Raw genomic sequence first — 19,795 nt, 5'->3', positions numbered from 1 at the left:
CTGATGAGAAAGCGCCTTCAACTGAAAGTCTGTGGGATGAGAGATTCTGACAATGTGCGTCAGGTTTTGGAAGAAATCAAGCCAGACTACATGGGATTTATCTTTTATGAAAAATCTCCTAGATACATGGCAGCACCTCTTCCTAAGGAACTCTATGAATCCTGGCCAAGTAGTACCCAAAAGGTAGGGGTGTTTGTAAAGGCATCTATTGATTTTATCCAAGAGAAAATCAACACTCATCAGCTTGATATCCTTCAGCTGCACGGGGATGAATCTCCTGAGGAGGTGGAGGCTATCAAGAAAGCTACTAAACTGCCCATCATCAAAGTGTTTAGAGTAGGGCCCAAGTTTGACTTATTGGATATGGCAGATTATGAGGCTTTTGCAGACTATTTCCTATTTGACACCAAAAGTGAAGCCTTTGGCGGTACAGGAGAAGCCTTCAGTTGGAAAGTACTGCATCATTATCCATCGAGTATCCCATTCTTTTTGAGTGGAGGAGTAGATATGGGGATGTCGGAGGCTATTCAAAAACTATCCAAGAGAACTCCCAGTATGATGGCTTTGGATGTGAATAGTAAGTTTGAATCCTCGCCAGGTATAAAAGATATTGAAAAATTAAAAATGCTGATTAATCAGCCTATAGCAAAGATCTAAATCTCATAACGATGAAAACATTGATAGCAGTTGATGAAAAAGGATTTTATGGCAATTTCGGAGGGGCTTATATCCCAGAGATGTTGCATCCAAACATAGAAGAGCTGAGAGATAACTACGAACGTATAGTCGCTGAACCAGACTTTCAAGCGCAGTTTAAAAGTCTTTTAAAAGACTATGTAGGGAGACCTACACCACTTTTTTATGCTCAAAGGCTGTCAGAGAAGTATGGTGCTAAGATATATCTCAAGAGAGAAGATCTCTGTCATACAGGTGCGCACAAGGTCAATAATACGATTGGACAAATCATACTAGCCAAAAAACTCGGTAAGAAGCGTATCATCGCTGAAACTGGTGCCGGTCAGCATGGAGTCGCTACAGCTACTGTCTGTGCTCTGATGGGTATGGATTGTACTGTCTACATGGGGAAGCATGACATGGAGCGTCAGCGTCCTAATGTAGAGCGTATGCGTATCCTTGGTGCTAAAGTCGTACCTGCGACTAGTGGTAGCCAAACGCTCAAAGATGCTACCAATGAAGCCATGCGTCAGTGGATCAATAATCCCGTAGATACGCATTACATCATAGGTTCCGTGGTTGGGCCACACCCATATCCTGAGATGGTGGCTAGGTTTCAGTCAGTGATCAGCGAAGAGATCAAAGCACAATTGCTAGAAAAAGAAGGAAGAGAAAATCCAGACCTAGTCATCGCTTGTGTAGGTGGAGGCAGTAATGCAGCAGGTGCTTTTTATCACTACTACAATACGCCTGAAGTTAGATTGATTGCAGTCGAAGCAGCAGGCTTGGGGGTTTTTTCAGGCAAATCAGCAGCTACTACAGCACTAGGTAAACCAGGAATTCTCCATGGTAGCAAAACACTCCTCATGCAGACAGAAGATGGTCAAGTGACAGAGCCTTACTCTATTTCAGCGGGTCTAGATTATCCAGGGATCGGCCCAGTGCATGCGCACTTATTTGAGACGGGTAGAGGAGAGTTTGTAGGCGTAGAAGATGAAGATGCCATGCTAGCGGGTATAGAAGTAAGCAGGTTAGAAGGCATCATTCCGGCCATTGAGACAGCCCATGCCTTTGCAGCCCTCAATCAGGTCAAATACAAATCTGATGATGTCATCGTGATCAACTTGTCTGGCCGAGGAGATAAAGACTTGGATACTTATATCAAGTGGGGAAATTATTAATCAAATCGTTGAAATAGACTTTATATATTCATAAGCATTGAAATGAATCGCATAGAACAACTTTTCCAAAATAAAGACAGTCGACTTTTATCAGTTTACTTCACCGCGGGCTATCCGAGTGCAGGAGATACCATTCCGATCATCGAAGCACTAGATGAAGCTGGTGCTGATATCATTGAGATCGGTATTCCTTTTTCAGACCCTGTGGCAGATGGTCCGACTATCCAAGAGAGTAATCAAGCAGCGCTGGATCAGGGAATGACCCTCAAAAAGTTGCTGTCTGAATTAAAAGATATCCGTCAAAAGACACAAGTACCATTGATTTTGATGGGCTATCTTAACCCTATCATTCAGTATGGGATAGAGAAGTTTTGTCAAGAGATCTCTGCAATCGGTATAGATGGTATCATTGTGCCTGACTTGCCGATGAGCCAATTTATGGAAGAGTATAAAGCGACTTTTGATGCTTACGATCTGGCTAATATCTTTTTGATTTCGCCACAGACCTCCGCAGAGAGGATTCGACTGATCGATGAAAACAGCAGGGGATTTATCTACATGGTATCATCAGCGAGCATCACGGGTGCTAAGTCAGGCATATCAGAAGAGCAGATCAGCTACTTCAAAAGAGTCAATGAGATGGGGCTTAAAAATCCACGATTGATTGGCTTTGGTATTTCAGATAAGGCCACTTTTGATACTGCTTGTCAATATTCTAAAGGTGCTATCATCGGAAGTGCCTTCATCAATGTACTTACAAAAGCCAAGGGTGGTGATCTAAAGGCTGCCATTCAAACCTATATCCAAAGCGTCATCGCTTAACTAATGAAACTATGATCATTCAACTGACAAAAGGAATCAGCGAGCAAGAGATAAATGCTATTCATGAGAAACTTGCTGCGATCAACCATAAAGGAACAGAAGTAAAAACACAGATAGGTCACTATATCATAGGGATCGGAAAGGGTGAGTTTGATATCAGAAACCTAGGTAATACCTCTGGTATTTCTGATATCCACATGGTCTCTGACGACTATAAGCTAGTCTCTAAAAAGTGGAAAGTAAATCCTACTGTGATAGACCTTGGAGATGGTGTGACGATAGCAGATGGAGGTCTTGCCCTTATGGCTGGACCTTGCTCCATCGAGAGTGAAGAGCAGATCAAAAAGGTGATCGACCACTTAGTTGCCAATGGAGTCAAAATCATGAGGGGAGGAGTATTTAAACCAAGAAGTAGTCCTTACTCTTTTAGAGGAATGGGTATCGATGGTCTCAAGATGTGGTATGAGCTCGCTAGAGCAGCTGGAATCAAGATCGTAACTGAGGTGATGCAAGTATCTCAGATCGAGGAGATGTACGATTATGTAGATATCTATCAGGTAGGTGCTCGTAATACGCAGAACTTCAATTTACTAGACGAACTAGGTAAAATAGATAAAGCTGTGATGATCAAGCGTGGTATCTCAGGTACTGTCGAGGAGCTACTCTACTCTGCTGAGTATGTCTTTTCTGGAGGAAATGAAAAACTCATCCTTTGTGAGCGTGGTATCAGAACTTACGAGCGCGCCAGTAGAAACACATTAGACCTCAATGCCGTACCTATCTTAAAGGCGAAATCACACTTGCCTGTAGTGGTAGACCCATCACATGGAATAGGAATCAGGCAGTATGTGCCAGCGATGGCACTCGCAGCAGTGATGTCAGGAGCAGATGGGATCATCTTTGAGACCCATGAGATACCTGAAAAAGCATTCTCTGATGGACAGCAAACCTTAAACTTTGAGGAGAGTTCTAAGTTAATAAAACAACTCAATCAAACGTTTGAACTAAGAAATAGCTTCTGATTTTTATATCAGTGGTTGTTGATTGATGGACTGAATAATTTTATATTTACAACATGAAAATAAACCCTTGCACTCCTCATTATCTCTATGAACAATTTCTAAAAGGGAATTGGGCATTTGGGTTTGTGTGTGCATGAACGATAAGCTAGCCTAATTCCAGATGGATTAGGCTTTTTTATTAAAAGTATTTTGTGCTTAGGAGCTGATCCTGAGACAGATAAAACTAAAATTGATTAACATGGCAAAGTCATTGGATTGGGTATATAGTGACCCTAGATTTAAAAAGATGAAGCAGGATTATGCTGCTTATGATCAAGAAGCCTTTAATGTATGGAAGATACTCTATGATCGTCAGATCGTCAATCTTCCTAAAGCAGCGACTAAGGAATATATGAAGGGTTTGGAGATCGTCAAGTTCACTGGCGATAAGATTCCAAACTTTGAAGAGACTAATGAAATCTTACTCAAGCAAACAGGCTGGGCGATAGAAGTTGTACCAGGACTGATCGATGATGATCTTTTCTTCTCTTTGATGTCTAACAAGCGTTTTCCAGCTTCTACATGGTTGAGAAAGATGAGTCAGTTGGACTATCTAGAAGAGCCAGACATGTTCCATGATGTCTTTGCACACGTCCCACTTTTGACTAATCAGCCTTTCGTAGATTTCCTTCAGGAGTTGAGTAAAATAGCATTCAAGCATTCTGATGATAAGTATGCAATCGAGCTACTTTCCCGTATATATTGGTTTACGATTGAGTTTGGTTTGATCAGAGAAGATGGTGAGTTGCGCATCTATGGTGCGGGTATCTTATCATCAGCAGGAGAGACTAAGTTTAGCCTTAGCGATGAGCCGGCACATCATCCATACAATGTAGCTAAGATCATGAATACGCCATATTGGAAGGATAAATTCCAAGATAAGTACTTTGTGATCGATAATTACGAGCAATTGTATAAGTCATTGCCAGAAATTGAAAGAGTTTTAGATGAGATGTTGAGCGAAGCTTCTGCTTCCTAAATTATTCTCTTAATTTTGCCTTTCTTTCTAAGGGTGCTTTTGACAAAAAGCATCCTTTTCATTTTCACTAAATCTAATTGACTCAGGTTGATCCTATGAGTACAGTCATCATCAAATATAATTCTGGCAATGTTCACTCTGTAGATCTAGCCCTCAAGCGTTTGGGCGTTCAAGCAGAGCTGACTGATGATCCAGAGAAGATCAAATCAGCTGATAGAGTGATTTTCCCTGGACAGGGGGAGGCGAGTACCGCTATGAGATATCTCAAAGAGCGCAAACTGGATACACTCATTAAAGAACTAAAACAACCATTCTTTGGCGTATGTCTTGGGCAGCAATTGCTCTGTGAACATACCGAAGAAAATGATACCACTTGCTTAGGTATTTTCCCTATCAAAGTGAAAAAATTCCCTGCAATAGAAAAAGTGCCTCATGTAGGTTGGAATGATCTTTTGGAGATGAAAGGACCTTTATTTGAAGGTTTGACAGATGCTTCATTTGTATATTATGTCCATAGCTACTATGTCGAGTTGAGTGAGTACACGATTGCAAAGACACATTACATGCTGGACTTTTCAGCTTTGTTACAAAAGGATAATTTTTGGGCCATGCAAGCACACCCTGAAAAAAGTGGAAGCGTAGGTGCACGTATTTTAGAAAACTTCTTGAAATTATAATGGAGATCATCCCAGCAATAGATATCATCGGTGGCAAATGTGTCAGACTTACCAAAGGAGACTATAGCCAAAAGACTGAATATGCCAGTGACCCGCTTGAAGTCGCTAAGCGATTTGAGGGAGCAGGTATTAGAAGATTACACTTAGTAGACCTTGACGGAGCTAAGCAGAAGCAAATTGTCAATAAGGAAGTGTTGCAGCGCATCACTTCAGGTACTTCCTTGACGGTAGACTTCGGTGGAGGCGTGCAGTCGGATGAGATGATTGACTTAGCCTTTGCAGCTGGAGCAGCACAGGTGACTGGAGGTAGTATAGCAGTTAAGAATCCTGAGCTATTTACTAGTTGGCTTGAGAAATATGGTGCAGAAAAGCTCATCCTTGGAGCAGATGCCAAGGATAAAATGATCGCGATCAGTGGCTGGGAAGAGACGACTGCTTTAGCTTTGATAGACTTTATTAAAAAATACCATGCCTTAGGTATCGAATATGTGATCTGCACAGATGTGAGCAAAGACGGTCTACTGCAAGGGCCTTCTATTGATTTGTATAAAGAGATCATGCAAGAAATCCCTGAGATCAAGCTCATTGCTAGTGGAGGTGTAGCTGAAGTCAAAGACTTAGAAGAGTTAGAGAAATTGGGCGTGTATGGTACTATAGTAGGGAAAGCTTACTATGAAGGAAGAATAAGTTTAGAGCAATTAGCCGCATTTGTAAACTGATATGCTGACCAAAAGAATCATACCTTGCCTTGATATCAAAGAGGGGAGAACAGTCAAAGGAGTCAACTTTGTAGACCTGAGAGATGCGGGTGATCCTGTAGAGCTAGCAGCTGCCTATGCGCTAGAAGGGGCAGATGAACTTGTTTTTTTAGACATCACTGCCACCGTAGAAAATCGTAAGACACTCATAGAGCTTGTCACTAAAGTAGCTGCTACGATCAATATTCCTTTTACTGTAGGAGGAGGCATCTCCTCAGTAGCGGATGTCTCTGCGCTTTTGGCTGCTGGTGCAGATAAGATTTCGATTAATTCTGCTGCAGTCAAGAGGCCTGAAGTCATCGATGAGATGGCAGCAGAGTTTGGTAGTCAGTGTGTAGTCGTTGCCATAGATACACGCTATGTCCATGGCAAGCACCTAGTACATACACATGGAGGTAGACAGGCTACGGACCTAGACACTATCCAATGGGCCAAAGAAGTCGCAGACAGAGGTGCGGGAGAGATTTTACTTACCTCGATGGATCATGATGGTACCAAAGGCGGTTTTGCTGATGAGCTGACTGCTGAGATATCTGCTTCCTTGAGTATTCCTGTGATCGCTTCTGGCGGGGCAGGGAGCATGGAGCATTTCAAGGATGTCTTTACTAAAGGAAAAGCAGATGCCGCATTAGCAGCGAGTATATTTCATTTTAAAGAAATCTCCATTCCAGATTTGAAAGCTTATCTTAGAACGTCTGAGATTTCAGTTAGAATTTAAATCAATCAGCAAATGATAGATATCAAAACTATAGATTTTAAAAAAGGTGATGGCTTAGTTCCTGCTATCATTCAAGATGCTTTTTCGCTCAAAGTCCTCATGCTCGGATATATGAATGAGGAGGCGCTTGAGAAAACAATGACTGAGAAAAAAGTAACCTTTTGGAGTAGGACAAAGAATAGACTTTGGACCAAAGGCGAGGCTTCTGGGAATTTTCTTCACTTAATAGATATTAAGCTTGACTGTGATCAAGATGCTTTATTGATTAGCGTAAAGCCTCAAGGGGCTGTTTGTCATACAGGTGCTGACACTTGCTGGGATGAGTCTAATACTTCTAAGACGGCTTTTATCGATCAGCTCAGGGCTGTGATCAAAGACCGAAAAAATAACCCTAGCGATACTTCATACACCGCTTCACTTTTTAAAAAAGGCATCAATAAAGTAGCTCAAAAAGTGGGCGAGGAGGCAGTAGAAATCGTCATTGAGGCCAAAGATGATAACAAGGAGCTTTTCATGGGGGAAGCGGCCGATTTATTGTTCCACTACTTGGTACTGCTTGAGGCCAAAGGTTACGAGCTGGATGAAGTCGTAGATGAGCTCATCGAGCGTCATCAGAAGTAAATCTTAAGTTTATTCTATTCAGAAAAACCGATATTTAGTATCGGTTTTTCTTTTGTTAGCTCATTATGCTAGGATTAAGTCTCACAGTCTAGGACTTAATTTCTCCACTTCAGTTCTCAGACCTTTTGTGAGATTGCTTATCTTGCGGCCGATCAAAGAAAACCTATTATTCATGAAAAATATCAACCCTACAGAAACCAAAGCTTGGCAGCAACTGCAACTAGAAGCAGCGCGACTAAAGCAAACGAATATATCAGCACTTTTTGCAAGCGATCCTCAGAGATTTGAGCGATTTCACTTACAGTTTGAAAATATCCTATTAGACTACTCCAAAAATATCCTCGATCAAAAAGCTCTTAATCAACTCATCACATTAGCGCAGGAGTGCGGCTTAAAAGATGCTATAGAAGCAATGTTTGTGGGTGAAAAAATCAATCGCACAGAGGACAGAGCTGTCTTGCATACAGCACTTAGAAATAGAAGCAATCAGCCAGTTTATTTCGAAGGCAAAGATGTCATGCCGGATGTCAATGCAGTGCTAGATCAGATGAAGGGATTTGTAGAGAAGCTACATAGTGGAAAGTGGAAAGGCTATACAGGAAAGCCTATTAAGTATCTAGTAAACATAGGCATAGGAGGAAGTGACTTAGGTCCAGTGATGGTCACAGAGGCACTAAAACCCTATCAAAAGGAAGGTTTGGAGATCTTCTTTGTGTCTAATGTAGATGGTACGCACATAGCGGAGACGCTCAAAAAGGTAAATGCTGAGGAGACACTTGTTTTCATTGCGTCTAAGACTTTTACTACACAAGAAACAATGACCAATGCCAATACGGCTAGAGAATGGTTTTTGAAATTTGGTAAGCAGGAGGATGTTGCTAAACACTTCGTAGCACTCTCTACTAATAAAGATGCCGTGACAGCCTTTGGGATAGATCCACAAAATATGTTTGGTTTTTGGGATTGGGTAGGTGGTCGTTACTCCCTTTGGTCAGCGATTGGATTGCCTATTGCTTGTGCTATTGGTTTTGACCACTTTGAAAAACTACTTGCAGGAGCACATGCCATGGATCAGCATTTCCGCAAGGCAGATTTTAAAGAAAATGCTCCAGTGCTTTTGGCCTTGATAGGTCTTTGGTATACCAATTTCTTTGGTGCGGCTTCTGAGGCGATCTTACCTTATGATCAATACATGCATCGATTTGCGGCTTATTTCCAACAGGGTAATATGGAGAGTAATGGTAAGTCTGTAGATAGAAACGGTCTGCCAGTGACTTATGCGACAGGACCTATCATCTGGGGTGAGCCAGGAACTAATGGACAGCACGCTTTTTATCAATTGATTCACCAAGGCACACAGTTGATCCCATGTGATTTCTTAGCTCCAGCAATTTCTCAAAACCCCATAGGAGACCACCATGTTAAATTGATGTCTAACTATTTTGCGCAGACAGAAGCTCTCATGAATGGTAAAGACTATGACACAGTAGTGACAGAGCTTCAAAAGGCTGGATTGTCAAAAGAGGAGATATCCGAGCTTGCGCCTTTCAAAGTGTTTGCAGGAAATAAGCCAACTAATTCCATCCTGTTTAAAAAACTAGATCCTTACACTTTGGGTGCTTTGATCGCGATGTATGAACATAAGATCTTTGTCCAAGGTGTGATCTGGAATGTTTATAGTTTTGATCAGTGGGGTGTAGAATTGGGCAAGGTGCTTGCTAAAAATATCCTTCCTGAGTTAGAAAATGAAGGACAAGTCAATAGTCATGATAGTTCGACTAATGGTCTTATCAACGCCTTCAAGCAAATGAGGAAATAAAGATTTGATAATTTTAAAGCCATCTAATGAACTTAGGTGGCTTTTTTTATGCCCTTTTATTGCCCTACTATCATAATGCGCGGATTTTTTGATAGATTAGAGTGTCAACAACCTAGTAACCATGAAGAAAACAATACTAAGCCTTGTGCTCTTGACACTCACCTGTGTGATGGCTAGTGCGCAGCAAACAATCATCCACTGTGGTACACTCATAGATGGTAAGTCAAATACTGCTCAAAAGGAAATGTCTATCATCATAGAAGGTGAGCAGATCATTTCGGTAGTTAAAGGATATGCAAAGGCAGGATCAGGTGATCAAGTGATTGATCTCAAAAGCCAAACTGTCATGCCAGGTCTGATGGATATGCACGTACATCTAGAGAGTGAGACGGGTCCTCAGAAGTATCTAGAGCGTTTCGTGCTCAATGATGCTGATGTGGCTTTCAATAGTATCGTCTATGCAGAGCGCACTTTGATGTCAGGTTTTACTACTGTCAGAGATCTTGGAGGTACAGGCGTCAATATTTCTCTTAGAGATGCCATCGCTGCGGGTAAAGTAAAAGGCCCAAGAGTCATCACGGCAGGTAAATCTATTGCGCCTACAGGAGGACATGCAGATCCTACCAATGGTATGCGAAAAGATCTAATGGGTGATCCAGGACCAGAGTCAGGTGTGATCAATGGGGAAACAGATGCTAGAAAAGCCGTCAGACAAGCTGTAAAAAATGGATCAGATGTCATCAAGGTAACTGCTACAGGTGGAGTTCTCAGTGTAGCGAGAGATGGTTCTGCACCGCAGTTTCAGCAGGATGAGCTCAATGCTGTGATAGAAACAGCCACAGACTTTGGCATCCATGTAGCAGCCCATGCACACGGTGATGAGGGGATGAAACGTGCCGTTACTGCGGGGATTCACTCTATCGAACACGGTACGATGATGTCTGAAGAGACAATGGATATGATGATCAAATCAGGCACTTGGTATGTACCTACGATCACTGCGGGTAAGTCTGTAGCAGAGTATGCCAAGACTCCAGGGTATTATCCCGCCTTGGTAAGACCTAAGGCTTTGGCTATTGGTCCAAAGATTCAAGAGACATTTGGGAAAGCTTATAAGCGAGGCGTAAAGATTGCTTTTGGTACAGATGCTGGGGTATTTCCTCATGGGGAAAATTACAGGGAGTTTATCTACATGACTGAGGTAGGAATGCCAGCAATGGAAGCGATCCAGAGTGCTACGATGCGTGCAGCAGAACTACTCGGGATGGAGGCCACACTAGGCTCTGTAGAAAAAGGTAAAATAGCCGATGTCGTAGCAGTCAATGGAGACCCATTAAAAGACATCAAAGTCATGAAAGAAGTAGTTTTTGTGATGAAAGAAGGTGTGGTCTACAAGCAGTAAGTTATTTAAAGATTAGCATAAGCCCTTGATGAAACCTTTCGTCAAGGGCTTTTTTGTGGCTAAATGTTGGATTTGTTAAGCTTTCATTAAGATGGCTTAACAAGTTAATTTTTAACATTCGCAGACTTTTGGCTTCTGTAGTTTTGATACATCATTAACCATTTAACCATAATCTGATGAATCAAACAATTACCACAAAAGCTTGGAGAAGCTGCTGGATGATGCTTTGCGGCTTACTGCTGACTTGTTTAACTTTAGCAACTTGCTCAATAAGGACTGGGGAAATAACAATGACCTTGGGAGAAGTAGAAACCTCTACAGCATACAAGGTTTCGATCAGGTCAATCAACAGTACATCTACCGAGTAGAAAGTGGTGTGGGTACACAGCCGATCAATGGTACACCTTGGAGATTGCAGTTAGGTTTGAGATACGCATTTTAATCAATAAAAGTATATCGGGCAGTCCTAGACTGCCCGAATTTAAAAACTCATCATATGAAGCAAATTAAATTACTCTTTCTCATCCTTTTGACGACTACAGCGACTTACGCCCAAAGTGTCAAAACGATAGCTTTTGGATCTTGCAATAGACAGGATCGTGCTCAGCCGCTTTGGAAGCCTATTTTGAGTCATCAGCCTGATGCCTTTGTATGGCTGGGAGACAATATATATGGTGATACGGAAGACATGAGCTTGATGAAAGCTAAGTATGAAAAGCAGCTAAGCAATCCAGATTATCAGCAGATCATCGCGCAAATGCCTGTAGTGGGTACATGGGATGACCATGATTATGGAAAAAATGATGCTGGAAAAGAATATCCAAAGAAAGTGGAAAGTAGAGAACTGATGTATGACTTTCTCAATATTCCTGCGGATAGCGATCTTAGAAAGAGAGAAGGCGCGTATTCAGCTCATCTTTTTGGTGAGGGTGATCAAAGAGTAAAGGTGATCTTATTGGACGCTCGATATTTTAGGGATGATTTGCAAAAGGATGCAGACAATGCCTATGTGATCAATCAAACTGGTACAGTGCTGGGAGATGCACAATGGGCTTGGTTAGAAAAAGAATTGATGAAAAAAGATGCTGCCGTCACAGTGATAGGCTGCGGGATTCAATTTATCTCAGAAGAGCATATCTATGAGAAGTGGGCCAATTTCCCAAAGGAAAGACAACGCTTATTTGACCTACTTTCAAAGACTCAAGCTAACGGGACGATCTTGCTAAGTGGTGATAGACATATCGCAGAGATTTCTAAAGTAGAGATCGCTGGGGTCAATCATCCAATCTATGATGTGACTTCTAGTGGACTGACGCATACATGGAATAGCTACAGGCCAGAAGCTAATAAGCATAGAGTAGGAGATTTGATAGCAAAACTTAATTTTGGTTTGCTGCATTTCGATTGGCAGTCAGACCGAGTAGACGTCAAAATGGAAATTAGAGGAGAGGAAGATGCTCTTTATCTCCAAGAGACACTTACTGTGAAGTATTAATCTAAGCGGTCTTCGGACCGCTTATTTTTTCAAAGAGATTTAATTCGATTGATTAACAGATTATTAAGTTGTTGTGAATTCTGATTCACATACTTGATTTAAGCGCTGATTTCATGGAGATTAGAGGAGATTTAGCGTGATGTTAGCAGGGTTTAATCCATATCAGTACTTACAAGCTATCCAGCCGCAAGAGTTGGTTAAGCATGTGCGTGAGCGAGTTTTTCAAAAAGGGGATTATGTTTATATTCCTCCATTTAAGCATACTGAGATCTACGAAATCGTCAAAGGAGCTGTAAAGATCGGGAGCTATGCTAAATCAGGTGCTGAAATCTGCTATGATGTTTTGAGACCAGAGGAATTTTTCGGTAACCTCCGCTATCTAAATGGTCAATTTTTTGAGTTTGCCAAGTGTCTTACCGATGTAGTACTGAGAGAGTATGAGCTCAATTACTACAAATATCTAATCGTGCATGATCCAGCAGTCTCAGAGTGGTTTAATGTCCAGACTGTCAAGCGCTGGTGTCGCGCAGAATCTCGACTCTTTGCAGTTTGTTCAGCCGAGCCAGAAGAGCGAGTAAATAATATTCGAGAGAACTATGGAGTTCAAATAGTAGACGCAAACGATAGGAGGTATATGCTTTTAAAACTGATGACAATGCAGGATATAGCAGACCTCACGGGACTGACTAGGCAAACTGTTTCTCGTGTATTAAAGCGATGTGAAGAAAATATGGTGCTTAAAGCATAATGCCATATATTTTTTTAGGATATTGAGAGACAAATAGTCCACTCGATTATCGCATGCTCCGTAAGTTTGTCTTCATTCTTTTCATATGTTGTTTCCAAAGTCTTTTGGTACAAGCCCATCTTACGACTGTTGGGAAGGAGTTTTGGCTTGGCTTTATGGAAAACAATAGGGGACAACGCGATTTATCAAGGAGTAGCCACTTGCGATTTGTCTTTCACATTGCTGATTTACAATAGATGGGGAGAATTGATTTTTTCAGGAGAGAGTATAGGCTGGGACGGTCGGATCAATGGAGCAGAAGCAGAAGAGGGCTCATACTCATATAAAATGGAATATGTCTACGAGCAAGACGGACAGTTGATCAAAAAGGCACTTCAGGGGACATTTACCCTTTTGAGATAGCTTATCAATGAGCAAAAAATACCCATTTTAGGGGATGTTTTGGTGGGTAATTTATCTCTAGCTTTGATTTAATATTTTTAAAACCTAAATCAAGGTACTTGTATTCATGCCACAAGCCACCAGATTTAGGTTTAATTTTTTCAAAAGGTTTTGATAAAATCACCGATAAGAGCATTTACCTGATCGGGTGTTTCGATAGATGAAGAATGTCCTGCGCCCTCTAGGACGACCAATTTTGAGTTGATGATATGATGACTGATTTCCTCAGCTTTGCTTACAGGCGTTGCCACATCTTCATCACCCACGAGTATAAGTGTAGGCATTTCTATACTTTTGAGCTCCTCTAAGACAGCCTTTCGAGTGATGACACCTGTCACTGATTTGGTAATAGACCGTTTGTTATCTGCTAATATTTTTCGCCACTTATTGCGTTCTCCAGTTCTGTAGGGGTCGTTTAGAAAAGTTTGGCCAAACATGATGGGCATTACTTTATCTGCTACTATACCTATGCCAAATAGCTTCGCGATAAAATTTAGCTTCTTATATTTTCCCTTAAAAGCTTCTTCATTGGCAGATGTCTCCATCAAGATCAGCGTGCGAAGTAGGTCTGGTCTACGAGCTGCTAGTCTCATTCCTATAAATCCTCCCATAGATAAACCTACAAAGTGGCAAGGGGCTAAATCAAGTGCTTCGATTAGTGCTACAGCGTCTTCATAGAGTTCATCCATGTCATATCCATGCTTAGTCACTTCACTTTTTCCCTGTCCTCTATGATCATAAGTGACACAGCGGTAGTTTTCTTGAAAGTACGCTACTTGTTTGTGAAACATCTGTCCACTCCAAAGTAGACCATGACTGAAAACGATGGTTTCAGTACCTTTTCCACTTATTTCATAATAGATATTGGCTCCATTGATTGATAGATAAGGCATAGGCTAAAACCATTTTTTGACTTTGAAATAAATAAATAGGACGGTAGCTAAAATGAGGAAAACTGCCCATACACCAAAATAGCCATAGGACCAGCTCAGCTCAGGGATATACTCAAAGTTCATCCCATAGACTCCAGCGATAAAGGTTAGTGGGATAAATATGGTAGAGATGATGGTAAGAGTTTTCATCACATCATTTTGCTTATTGCTCAGATTGGTCATGTGTGACTCTACCAGTGAGCCAGTGATATCGCGCTGCGTCTCTATACCATCAATGATCTGTATCGTGTGGTCATAGACGTCATTGATAAAGATCTTAGTCTCCTCTTGAACTAGTGGGGACTCCAAGCGCTTAATATTAGCGAGTACTTCTCGGAGTGGCCAGACCGCTTTACGCATATTGATCAGTTCATACTTGATCGCGTGTATCTTGGACAAGACATTTCTAGGGCTTTTGTCATCAAATACATCGTTTTCAATCTCCTCGGTACTGTCAGACACATGTTCGAGTAGGATGAAATAGTGGTCCACTATACTATCCATCAGTGCATACAGCATGTAGTCTGGACCGCTTTTTCGCATGCGACCGATGGCATTTTCTAGTCTTTTTCTTACGCCATCAAATACATCATCTTTTTTCTCTTGGAAGGATAATATGTAGTCATCTCCCACAATAAAACTTACCTGCTCAGAGACAAATTCTTGGTGTCCATTGAGGGTGTAGAGCATGCGATTGACAATGAAGAGATAATGATCAAAGATTTCAAGCTTTGGACGCTGCTGGGTGCTGACGAGATCTTCCATAACCAGTGGATGTAAGTTGAATTTCTTACCGATAGCAGAGATGATATCTACATCATGTACGCCACTGATATTGAGCCATTTGACACCTTTTCTAGTCATGAAAGGGTCTAGTTCTTCGACAGATTGCAAATTGTGAAAGCTGAGTTCATCTGCATTATAGCAGTAGAGATCAAGTTCTATTTGCTCCATGTTCTTTTCACCCACGTGAACGAGTGTGCCTGGAGCCAACCCTTTTTTGATGGAGGATTTATGTTTTCTTCTTTTACCCATACATTAAGCTAATAAAAATATCTTAAGATGAGAAAGAAGCTAAGTAATTTGGGTGCTTAAAGATTAGAAAAAAGTATCCTTGATCTTATCTTGACTGAGTGGCTTTCCAATGAATCCTTTGACAGAAGGATATGTATGAGACTTAACTTCGTCTCTAGGATCAATAGAAGAGGAGAGCATCCAAACGTCTAGTCTGTAGCCCTTACTGGTAAATATATCCAAAAAATCCCATCCGTTCATGATAGGCATATTGATGTCTAAAAGCACTAAGGTGTTTTCGATAGATTCGGCTGATTCTAGGAATTGAAGTGCATTTTTTCCTTCTAAAAATTCGAAGATATGAACATCAGGAACGGTTTTGCTAAATATTTTTCTATTGATCAGGTTGTTAATCGGATCATCATCAATCAAAATAACCTTGTCATATTTAAAATTCATGCCTGATTCAAAAATAGCGGTTGTTTGGTTGTTCTACTTACTAGCGATATGTCACAATATAGGATTTGTCAAGAACTAATCCTACTACTGATCAAATAATACAAATCTACTAGAAGTTTAGTGAGATATTGTACCATAAGCTATTCAAAGCTAGTCTAAAAATCGGAAGTAATACTATCCGTTTATACAATTTTGTTGCAAAAAGTGAAAAGTATAAACAGGAGTTACAAGCAAAAAAAATAGGCCTGCTTCATAGCAGACCTATTTAATATTTGAGCGTCAAAGGCTTACATCATGCCGCCCATGCCACCGCCCATTGGAGGCATAGCTGGACCGCCTTCTTCTTTCACATCAGCTACCACACACTCAGTAGTTAATAGTAGAGAAGCGATAGAAGCTGCATTTTCAAGCGCTAATCTAGTCACCTTTGTAGGATCTACTACACCAGCTTCGAATAAGTCTTCGTACTTGTCAGTTCTTGCATTGTAGCCGTAGTTTCCTTTGTTTTCGCGGATTTTATTGATCACCACAGAGCCTTCACCACCAGCGTTGGCTACGATAGTTCTTAATGGAGATTCAATTGCGATTCTGATGATGTTTGCACCAGTCTCTTGATCTTCGTTTTCAAACTTGAGACCATCTAATGCCTTAGCAGCTCTAATGAGAGCCACACCACCACCTACTACTACACCTTCTTGTACAGCGGCTCTAGTAGCGTGCAGCGCATCATCTACTCTGTCTTTTTTCTCTTTCATCTCTACTTCTGTAGCAGCACCGATATATAGGATCGCTACACCACCAGAAAGCTTAGCAAGTCTTTCTTGTAGCTTTTCTTTGTCATAGTCAGAAGTAGTTTTCTCGATTTGAGATTTGATTTCATTTACTCTTGCAACGATCGCATTAGAGTCACCAGCACCATTGACGATAGTCGTATTATCTTTATCGATATTGACTTTCTCAGCAGTACCTAGATAGTCGATAGTTGCATTTTCTAACTTATATCCTCTCTCTTCAGAGATGACAGTACCACCAGTGAGGATAGCGATATCTTCTAGCATGGCTTTTCTTCTATCTCCAAAGCCTGGTGCTTTGACAGCTGCAACTTTCAGAGAACCTCTGATCTTGTTGACTACTAATGTAGCAAGTGCCTCACCGTCTACATCTTCTGCGATGATCAGAAGTGGCTTGCCTGACTGCGCTACTGGCTCAAGTACAGGTAGCAGCTCTTTCATAGAAGAAATCTTCTTGTCATAGATCAAGATGTATGGATTGCTTAGTTCAGCTTCCATTTTCTCAGTGTTAGTCACGAAATAAGGAGATAGGTAACCTCTGTCAAACTGCATACCTTCTACAGTTTTCACTTCGGTTTCAGTACCTTTTGCTTCTTCTACAGTGATCACACCATCTTTACCTACTTTATCCATAGCATCAGCGATCATTTTGCCGATCTCATCATCATTATTTGCAGAGATGGTCGCTACTTGTTGGATTTCTTTTGATGTAGAGATTGTCTTCGAAGTTTTCTTTAGCTCATTTACTACAGCGGCTACTGCCTTATCGATACCTCTTTTGAGGTCCATAGGATTTGCTCCAGCGGCTACGTTTTTGATACCAGCACCGAAAATCGCTTGCGTCAATACGGTAGCGGTAGTAGTACCATCACCTGCATTGTCAGCAGTTTTGGAAGCTACTTCTTTCACAAGTTGAGCACCCATGTTTTCAATTGGCTCAGCCAATTCGATTTCTTTTGCTACAGATACACCATCTTTGGTGATGGTCGGAGCGCCAAATTTTTTATCTATGATGACATTTCTACCCTTAGGTCCAAGTGTCACTTTTACTGCATCTGCTAGTGCATCTACACCTTTTTTCAGTCTGTCTCTAGCGTCTGTGTCGAAAAATAATTCTTTTGCCATTGTGTTTTTTGTTTAAGTCTTTTGGATTAAATGAAATGAGTAAGGATTAAAGAATAGCGAAGATGTCTGCTTCTCTCATGATCAAGTAATCACTTCCATCTACAGAAAGCTCAGTACCTGCATACTTGCCGTAAAGGACTGTATCACCTACTTTTACTGTCAATGGTTCATCTTTTTTACCACTACCTACTGCTACAACAGTACCTTTTTGAGGTTTTTCTTTGGCAGTGTCTGGGATATAAAGTCCAGAAGCAGTTTTCTCTTCAGCTGCAGCAGGTGCTACGAGCACTCTGTCTGCTAAAGGTTTGATGTTTACTTTTGACATAGTTTTATCGTGTTTTGTGTGTTTCGTTGTTTGGCTTGAGTAGTTGCATTTCCTATGCCAATGACGTTTATGCGTATTTTGCTGACAGAAAGTCGGACTTTTTTGATGTGTGTGGCAGAACTTGTTTTCACATGGAAGTCATGCGCTGACATTTTTACTTTTGTCGATTAGTCGTGTCGGTGTGTAGAGATAAAAAAAGCCTCACAAAGGAGGCTTCAAATTTAGTCTTCTGACTTCATGACTTGTGTAGTCATGTGATTAGTAGGAGTGAGGTTTGGTCTCGCCTTGATCTCCTCTACAGCCTCTTGAAGCTGCACTTGATCAAAAGGCCCTTTGCCTGGAGGGGCGAAGAGTACTTGAAAGACTTGTTTGACATTTCTTGCCTTTTTCAAATCTTTAAAAATGTCTCTAAACTCATGGAAGTTTAGCGTGATGGGATTATAGCTACCGACATTTTTGGTAATACCATAAGTAGGGCGAATAGTCTCTGGAGTAAATGTGCCAAACATGCGATCCCAAATGATGAACGTAGAGCCGTAGTTCTTATCAATATAGCCTTCGTCTTTGCCATGATGCACTCTATGGTGTGATGGTGTAACAAAAAACCATTCAATAGGTCTCGGTAGCTTAGTAATGTATTCTGTATGAATCCAAAACTGATATAAAACAGCGATTTGATGACAAATGAAAAATACAAATGGATCAAAGCCAACCATGACAGCAGGGAGAAAGAAGATGAGCTTGATGTGTTGTACCCAGCCTAATCTGAACGAGACAGAGAAGTTGTATTTCTCAGAGTTGTGATGTGTAACATGCGTAGCCCACCAAAATCGCTGCTCATGAGAGACTCTATGTGCCCAATAGCGGCAAAAGTCAATGGCAAAAAAGCATAGTATATAAGACCACCATGTATGGGGAACGCTCCAAGGAACAAGGTTATAGAAAAACAAGATAATGGCAAAAGTCAAGGCTTTGATCAAAGCACTGATGACTACATTGGTCAAACCGATTGTGGCTGCTGCAAAGAAGTCTCGTTTATCGTATGAATCTCTTTTCTGATATATGCTGATGCCCCACTCTACAAATACTAAGAGGAACATAATAGGGGCTGCGTAGGCGATGATGTTGGGCCAATCCGAAGCGCCCAAACTTTCAAAGGTTACTGGTTGCTTTTCCAAAATATAATTACTTTACTGTTTTGTTAATTCTAACAAATTAATCATTATTTGGCTCAGTATGAAATAAAAAGGGGGCTTATCTGCGGATTTGCCAAAAGTTGTTCTTTTATACCTAAGCAATCTGTGATTACTACAAAAAAGGAGCTGTTTTGAAGAATGGCGTTAAACAAAAAAACCACCCCTGTTTGAGGTGGTTTTTATATTCAAGAATTGAAATAGCTTATTCTCCCGTAGTATCTGTCATGATAGGCATCTCAGCGTCTCCTTCTTCAGTGTCAAAGCTCGGAGGAGTTACGATTTGATCCTGTGCTCTCTCTAGATTTGGAGAGGTGATCCCTGTAGATTGAGTAGCATCTCCTAGAAATATGCTTGAAACCAATGCAAGAGACATGATAGCTAAAGCTAGCACCCAAGTGGTTTTTTCTAGGATGTTACCTGTTTTAGTGACACCCATTACTTGGCTTGCACTTCCTCCGAATGCCGCACCTGCGCCACCTTTAGAATTTTGAGCTAAAACGACCAATACTAACAATACAGCTAGCAATACTATAATACCAATGATTAATTCAAACAT

General features: G+C 41.1%; 22 protein-coding genes. 15 read left to right on the top strand and 7 right to left on the bottom strand.

What is annotated here, in order from left to right; genetic code table 11:
* Window positions 1–3 precede the first annotated feature (3 nt).
* From I5349_RS08040 to I5349_RS07970, 15 genes are all read left to right on the top strand, one after another.
* Window positions 4–657 (top strand): phosphoribosylanthranilate isomerase, encoded by a 654-nt coding sequence (locus I5349_RS08040; protein WP_226390242.1) that lies wholly within the window; start codon window positions 4–6, stop codon window positions 655–657.
* Between the two features lie 20 nt (window positions 658–677).
* On the top strand, window positions 678–1,856 hold the full coding sequence (gene trpB, locus I5349_RS08035; protein ID WP_226390766.1) for a tryptophan synthase subunit beta: 1,179 nt from the start codon (window positions 678–680) through the stop codon (window positions 1,854–1,856).
* 42 nt (window positions 1,857–1,898) lie between these two features.
* Window positions 1,899–2,678: a tryptophan synthase subunit alpha gene (trpA, locus tag I5349_RS08030; RefSeq protein ID WP_226390241.1), complete on the top strand. Its 780-nt coding sequence runs from the start codon at window positions 1,899–1,901 to the stop codon at window positions 2,676–2,678.
* A gap of 11 nt (window positions 2,679–2,689) precedes the next feature.
* Entirely contained in the window at window positions 2,690–3,700 is a 1,011-nt protein-coding gene (aroF, locus tag I5349_RS08025) for a 3-deoxy-7-phosphoheptulonate synthase (RefSeq protein ID WP_226390240.1), read from the top strand.
* Window positions 3,701–3,938: 238 nt separating this feature from the next.
* Complete coding sequence (locus I5349_RS08020; RefSeq protein WP_226390239.1) at window positions 3,939–4,718, top strand: phenylalanine 4-monooxygenase; 780 nt, start codon at window positions 3,939–3,941, stop codon at window positions 4,716–4,718.
* A 95-nt stretch (window positions 4,719–4,813) separates the two neighbouring features.
* Window positions 4,814–5,395, top strand: coding sequence for an imidazole glycerol phosphate synthase subunit HisH (hisH, locus tag I5349_RS08015; RefSeq protein ID WP_226390238.1), 582 nt, complete (start codon window positions 4,814–4,816; stop codon window positions 5,393–5,395).
* Window positions 5,395–6,114: a 1-(5-phosphoribosyl)-5-[(5-phosphoribosylamino)methylideneamino]imidazole-4-carboxamide isomerase gene (hisA, locus tag I5349_RS08010; RefSeq protein WP_226390237.1), complete on the top strand. Its 720-nt coding sequence runs from the start codon at window positions 5,395–5,397 to the stop codon at window positions 6,112–6,114. The genes hisH and hisA overlap by 1 nt, the downstream gene beginning before the upstream one ends.
* A 1-nt stretch (window position 6,115) precedes the next feature.
* Window positions 6,116–6,871, top strand: a complete 756-nt coding sequence (gene hisF / locus I5349_RS08005) for an imidazole glycerol phosphate synthase subunit HisF (RefSeq protein ID WP_226390236.1) — start codon at window positions 6,116–6,118, stop codon at window positions 6,869–6,871.
* 12 nt (window positions 6,872–6,883) lie between these two features.
* Window positions 6,884–7,492, top strand: a complete 609-nt coding sequence (gene hisIE, locus I5349_RS08000; protein WP_262895378.1) for a bifunctional phosphoribosyl-AMP cyclohydrolase/phosphoribosyl-ATP diphosphatase HisIE — start codon at window positions 6,884–6,886, stop codon at window positions 7,490–7,492.
* A gap of 172 nt (window positions 7,493–7,664) precedes the next feature.
* Window positions 7,665–9,311, top strand: coding sequence for a glucose-6-phosphate isomerase (gene pgi / locus I5349_RS07995; protein WP_226390235.1), 1,647 nt, complete (start codon window positions 7,665–7,667; stop codon window positions 9,309–9,311).
* Window positions 9,312–9,432: 121 nt separating this feature from the next.
* A complete protein-coding gene (locus I5349_RS07990; RefSeq protein WP_226390234.1) occupies window positions 9,433–10,713 on the top strand; it encodes a metal-dependent hydrolase family protein in 1,281 nt (426 codons plus the stop codon).
* A 202-nt stretch (window positions 10,714–10,915) separates the two neighbouring features.
* Entirely contained in the window at window positions 10,916–11,155 is a 240-nt protein-coding gene (locus tag I5349_RS07985; protein WP_226390233.1) for a hypothetical protein, read from the top strand.
* A 54-nt stretch (window positions 11,156–11,209) separates the two neighbouring features.
* Complete coding sequence (locus tag I5349_RS07980) at window positions 11,210–12,208, top strand: alkaline phosphatase D family protein (protein ID WP_226390232.1); 999 nt, start codon at window positions 11,210–11,212, stop codon at window positions 12,206–12,208.
* Between the two features lie 139 nt (window positions 12,209–12,347).
* Complete coding sequence (locus tag I5349_RS07975; RefSeq protein WP_226390231.1) at window positions 12,348–12,956, top strand: Crp/Fnr family transcriptional regulator; 609 nt, start codon at window positions 12,348–12,350, stop codon at window positions 12,954–12,956.
* Between the two features lie 147 nt (window positions 12,957–13,103).
* Window positions 13,104–13,358 carry a T9SS type B sorting domain-containing protein gene (locus I5349_RS07970; protein WP_226390230.1) on the top strand — a complete coding sequence of 85 codons (255 nt, stop codon included), beginning with the start codon at window positions 13,104–13,106 and terminating at the stop codon, window positions 13,356–13,358.
* Between the two features lie 140 nt (window positions 13,359–13,498).
* Here the strand turns inward: I5349_RS07970 and I5349_RS07965 are convergent, their stop codons facing one another.
* The 7 genes from I5349_RS07965 to secG form a co-directional block, all read right to left on the bottom strand.
* Entirely contained in the window at window positions 13,499–14,290 is a 792-nt protein-coding gene (locus I5349_RS07965) for an alpha/beta fold hydrolase (RefSeq protein ID WP_226390229.1), read from the bottom strand.
* A 3-nt stretch (window positions 14,291–14,293) separates the two neighbouring features.
* On the bottom strand, window positions 14,294–15,364 hold the full coding sequence (gene corA, locus I5349_RS07960; protein ID WP_226390228.1) for a magnesium/cobalt transporter CorA: 1,071 nt from the start codon (window positions 15,362–15,364) through the stop codon (window positions 14,294–14,296).
* A 63-nt stretch (window positions 15,365–15,427) separates the two neighbouring features.
* The gene (locus tag I5349_RS07955; RefSeq protein ID WP_226390227.1) at window positions 15,428–15,802 is read right to left on the bottom strand and encodes a response regulator; all 375 of its coding nucleotides are present in this window, start codon (window positions 15,800–15,802) and stop codon (window positions 15,428–15,430) included.
* Window positions 15,803–16,089: 287 nt separating this feature from the next.
* Window positions 16,090–17,718, bottom strand: a complete 1,629-nt coding sequence (groL, locus tag I5349_RS07950; protein ID WP_226390226.1) for a chaperonin GroEL — start codon at window positions 17,716–17,718, stop codon at window positions 16,090–16,092.
* A 46-nt stretch (window positions 17,719–17,764) separates the two neighbouring features.
* Complete coding sequence (locus tag I5349_RS07945) at window positions 17,765–18,043, bottom strand: co-chaperone GroES (protein ID WP_226390225.1); 279 nt, start codon at window positions 18,041–18,043, stop codon at window positions 17,765–17,767.
* A 221-nt stretch (window positions 18,044–18,264) separates the two neighbouring features.
* Window positions 18,265–19,143, bottom strand: coding sequence for a sterol desaturase family protein (locus I5349_RS07940; RefSeq protein WP_438865898.1), 879 nt, complete (start codon window positions 19,141–19,143; stop codon window positions 18,265–18,267).
* A 298-nt stretch (window positions 19,144–19,441) separates the two neighbouring features.
* Window positions 19,442–19,795: a preprotein translocase subunit SecG gene (secG, locus tag I5349_RS07935; RefSeq protein WP_226390223.1), complete on the bottom strand. Its 354-nt coding sequence runs from the start codon at window positions 19,793–19,795 to the stop codon at window positions 19,442–19,444.

This window comes from Penaeicola halotolerans (assembly GCF_016464625.1).
GTDB lineage: Bacteria > Bacteroidota > Bacteroidia > Cytophagales > Cyclobacteriaceae > Penaeicola > Penaeicola halotolerans.
Note: the sequence above shows the minus strand (reverse complement) of the source record. Positions and strands in the feature narration are given on the sequence as shown.